This is a genomic window from Sulfuricurvum sp., from assembly GCF_019163035.1.
GTDB lineage: Bacteria > Campylobacterota > Campylobacteria > Campylobacterales > Sulfurimonadaceae > Sulfuricurvum.
Genome location: NZ_JAFLKV010000072.1, coordinates 1 through 3,693, shown reverse-complemented (window position 1 = coordinate 3,693; position 3,693 = coordinate 1). Strand labels below are relative to the sequence as shown.

Annotated in this window: 3 protein-coding genes; 2 read left to right on the top strand and 1 reads right to left on the bottom strand. The window is 47.2% G+C overall.

Annotated features, from left to right (window positions below):
• The coding region (gene gpmI / locus JZU62_RS05760; RefSeq protein WP_295012792.1) for a 2,3-bisphosphoglycerate-independent phosphoglycerate mutase at positions 1 to 1,210 on the bottom strand (1,210 nt) is incomplete at its 3' end.
• 93 nt (positions 1,211 to 1,303) lie between these two features.
• Here gpmI and mraY point away from each other — a divergent pair.
• On the top strand, positions 1,304 to 2,362 hold the full coding sequence (gene mraY, locus JZU62_RS05755) for a phospho-N-acetylmuramoyl-pentapeptide-transferase (protein WP_295012790.1): 1,059 nt from the start codon (positions 1,304 to 1,306) through the stop codon (positions 2,360 to 2,362).
• Positions 2,362 to 3,570 carry a UDP-N-acetylmuramoyl-L-alanine--D-glutamate ligase gene (gene murD / locus JZU62_RS05750; protein ID WP_295012788.1) on the top strand — a complete coding sequence of 403 codons (1,209 nt, stop codon included), beginning with the start codon at positions 2,362 to 2,364 and terminating at the stop codon, positions 3,568 to 3,570. Before mraY ends, murD begins: the two co-directional genes overlap by 1 nt.
• Positions 3,571 to 3,693: the final 123 nt, after the last annotated feature.

Here is a 3,693-nt window from a genome sequence, read left to right as displayed (position 1 = left end):
CCGCTTCAACCGCACGAACCGCCGCGTCAAAGTTGCCCGTATGTCCGACCATATCACCGTTGGCAAAGTTTACAACCACAAAATCATACCCCTCATCCATCGCTTTAACAACCGCATTACCCACTTCAGGAGCGGACATCTGTGGCTGCATATCATAGGTTTTTACTTGTGGGCTTGGGATCAAGACCCGCGTCTCATTCTCATACGGCTCTTCGATCCCACCGTTAAAGAAAAAGGTAACATGGGCATATTTCTCTGTCTCCGCCGTATGAAGCTGTCGCAGTCCTACTCGTGAAATCACTTCTGCCAAGGTATTGATCGGAGCGTCTTTGGGAAACAACACCGGATACGGAAAATTTTGATCGTACTGAGTCATCGTCGCCAAATGGGTTGGAATAAAAGTGCGATCAAATCCATTGAAATTTTTATCTCCGACGGCAGTGGTGAGTTCACGCATACGGTCACTTCGGAAATTAAGCATTAGCACCGCATCCCCTTCTTTGACCCCCTCGTAGCCGTAAAATGAAGTAGGGGTGATAAACTCGTCGGTCTCGCCTGCAGCATACGCGTTTTCGATGTAATCGGCAACACTTTGCTCACTCTGCGGAGTTGCAGTGACAATCGCTTCATACCCGCTTCGAACACGATCCCATCGATTATCCCGATCCATCGCGAAAAAACGGCCGCCGATTGAGCCAATTTTAATATTATCGCCTGCGTGTGCTTCTACCGTATGCAAAAAGAGTTTTGCCGATGTCGGTGCAACATCCCGCCCATCAGTGATGAGATGGAGCCATACCTCTTTCCCCTCTTCGGCAGCAATCTCAGCAACCCCCATAATATGATCAATATGCGAATGGACACCCCCATCGCTCATCAATCCGATCAAATGGATTCGTCTGCTGGTTTTCATCAAAGCGGAAAATACTTCGTTTTGAGCGAATGTCCCCTCTTCAAGAGCCAAAGAGATTTTGACCAAATCCTGATACAATACCCGACCGCTTCCGATGCTCATATGTCCTACTTCGGAATTGCCCATTTGTCCCTCAGGAAGACCGACACTTAGACCAAATGTATCGATAAATGAGTACGGGACATCTTTAAATAAACGATCATACGTCGGCTTCGAAGCGGCCTGAAACGCGTTAAAATCGTGTTTCGGCGAGTAACCGATGCCGTCTGTGATGACCAAAACGGTTTTTTTGCTCAAATTGGCTCCTTCGATTAATCAAACTTTTGGGGGATTATATTAAAATGTCACTTTTGCATTGCTTTTAAAATTTAATCATAAAGAGTTAATAGAATGTTATATTGGTTTCACAAGACTCTCGGAATTAATCTATTTCAGTACATCACCCTCCGCGCAGGGGTCGCTTTTTTCATAGGGATGCTCTTAACTCTCTTCTTTATGCCCCGTTTTATCGCTTGGGCGCAACGCTCCTCGCGCGTGCAACCGATCAATGAATACGTCAGTGCCCATCAAGGAAAAGCCAAAACGCCGACGATGGGGGGGATCGTTTTTGTCGCGGCTACCGTTATCGCTTCCTTATTGACCGTCAATATCATGAACCCTTTCGTGATCGGCGGTCTTCTTACGTTAGTGTTTTACGCGTACATCGGATTTACCGATGACTGGGGAAAAATCAAAGGGGGCAATAACCTCGCAGGACTCAGCGCTCGTGCCAAACTCGCGCTCCAAGTAATTTTCGGTATTGCCATCGGGTTATTTTTGATTTATATCGCTAAACTTGAAACTGGTTTTTACGTCCCTTTTATCAAATCAAGCCTTTTCGACATGGGTGGATGGAGCGTCACTTTTTGGGTATTTGTCATTATCGCTACCTCCAACGCCGTCAACCTCACCGACGGTCTTGACGGTCTCGCGACCGTTCCCTCTATTTTCGCCTTACTCTCACTCAGTATCATCGTCTACATCGTCGGTAATGCCGCCCTTGCCCACTATCTTTTGATGCCGAAAATTCCCGCAGGGGAAGTGGTCATTATTGCCAGTGCCCTCATCGGTTCACTACTGGGCTTTTTGTGGTACAACTGCCATCCCGCGCAAGTGTTTATGGGAGACAGCGGATCATTGACCATCGGCGCTTTTATCGCTTATATGGCAATCATTGGAAAAAGTGAAATTCTCCTGATCCTCATCGGTCTGATCTTCGTCATCGAAACCGTATCGGTCATCTTGCAGGTCGGAAGCTACAAACTCCGTAAAAAACGGGTCTTTTTGATGGCACCGATCCATCACCATTTCGAGATGAAGCAATGGGCGGAGAACAAAATCATCGTCCGTTTTTGGATTATCTCGCTTCTTTCCAACATCTTCGCACTCATCACCCTAAAGATTCGCTAATGAAAACTCAAAACATCGCCTGCTTCGGGTACGGTAAAACGACCCAAGCCATCGCCAAACATTTCGGTCCATGCACTTTTTTCGATGACAAATTCACCGACTCTTCGACTGATGAGAATGGTAACTTCCTCAAACCGATTAGTGAATTTGATACCAATCTCTTTACCCATGAGATCCCCTCCCCCGGATTTCCCCCATCACATACCCTGATACAACGCGCACAGCACCTCATCAGCGAATACGACTTTTTTGCCCCGCAGATGCCATTTTCGATCTGGATCAGCGGAACGAATGGTAAAACCACCACCACCCAAATGGTTGAGCACCTTCTCAGCGACAAGGGGGCAATCAGCGGTGGAAACATCGGAACCCCTTTGGCCGAACTCTCTAGCGAAGCACCTATCTGGATTTTAGAGACCAGTTCCTTTAGTATGCACTACAACACACTCGCTCGCCCCAACATATACGCCCTCCTCCCTGTCACTCCCGATCATGTGAGCTGGCACGGAAGCATGGAAGCCTATTATGATGCGAAACTAAAGCCGCTCTCAATGATGAGGGAGGGTGAAGCGGTCATTTTGCCAAAGATGTTTGCCGATGCTCCAACCAAGGGATTTAAAATCGTCTATGAAGACGAAAAAGATTTGGCTGAGTACTTCGGATTTGATGCGAGTAAAATCAAGTTTAAGGGGGCATTCTTGATGGATTCCATGATCGCGATGGGGATTGATAAAATCCTCTATAATCGATGCGATTATGATCGTATCAACGCCTTTATCCTTGATCCTCACCGCCAAGAGGAGTTCCGCGACTCTCGAAACCGTCTCTGGGTCAACGATTCCAAAGCAACCAACATCGATGCAACACTAGCCGCTCTTCGTACCTATGCTGATTATCCGATCCATATTGTCTTGGGCGGGGATGACAAAGGAGTAGAACTCGAAGAGCTCTTTACACCGCTTAAACGCTACGATCTGAATGTATATGCAATCGGAGCCAATGCCCTCCGTCTCGAAGCACTCTGCTCTCAATATGGTATCCCCTGCGTTCTGTGCCATACGCTCGATGTAGCTGTAGAAGAGATCAGCAAGAAACACAACCGCCACAGCATCGCCATGCTCTCCCCTGCGGCAGCAAGTTTGGATCAATTTACGTCGTATGCACAGCGTGGGAATCTTTTCAAAGAGCTGGCTAAAGCGACAAAATAGTCGTTTAAGCGGCTTTAAGCTTCTTTTTAAGCTTGTGAAGCTATAATTTCGTCCTCACAAACGTGGCTAATTAGCTCAGTCGGTAGAGCAGTAGACTGAAAATCTGCGTGTCCTTGGTTCGAT